The following is a 525-nucleotide window of genomic DNA, read 5'->3' as shown; positions in this document are numbered from 1 at the left end:
TCGACCCGGCGTTCGCGGCGGCGTTGTTCGCGGCGGCGGGCGGCCCCGTCGGGGTCGATGCGGTCTTTCTTCGCCCGCAGCGCTTGTCGCCACCCGACGATCGTCTTGTGCTCGTAGCGGGCGAGAATCCACGCTTCCACTTCACGGGCGTGCTCATCGGACAGGGTGGCGGTGATCTCGACCAACGCGCCCGCCCGGGCCAGGTCGATCCGCCCCGCGGCCAACGCGTCCACCGTGGACGGAAACAGGGTGCTCAACCGGGCGGCGCGGGCCACCTCGGTGGCCGCCCGGGCCGGGGTCCACGCCAGGGCCGCCCCGACTTCGGCGCCGGCGAAACGGTGGCCGCCGGCATCGCGGTCCGGGCGCAGTCGCGCCATGCGTGCGAGCGCGCGGACCTTCGCGGCGTCGAGGGCGGCCTGCCGGCGCTCCAGGTCGCGCAGCAGGTCCAGCGTCTCGACGTCGCTCATCCCCGCGATCACCTCAGCACTGAACACATGTTCGATCTTACCGCTCAAACCGGCCGAT

General features: G+C 72.8%; 1 protein-coding gene. It reads right to left on the bottom strand.

All coding sequences use genetic code 11. From position 1 onward, the window contains the following. On the bottom strand, nt 1-494 hold a 494-nt coding region (locus tag GPZ80_RS31905), incomplete at its 3' end, for a DUF222 domain-containing protein (protein WP_187224817.1). Between the last annotated feature and the right edge of the window lie 31 nt (nt 495-525).

Source organism: Actinokineospora xionganensis, assembly GCF_014323725.1.
GTDB lineage: Bacteria > Actinomycetota > Actinomycetes > Mycobacteriales > Pseudonocardiaceae > Actinokineospora > Actinokineospora xionganensis.
Note: the sequence above shows the minus strand (reverse complement) of the source record. Positions and strands in the feature narration are given on the sequence as shown.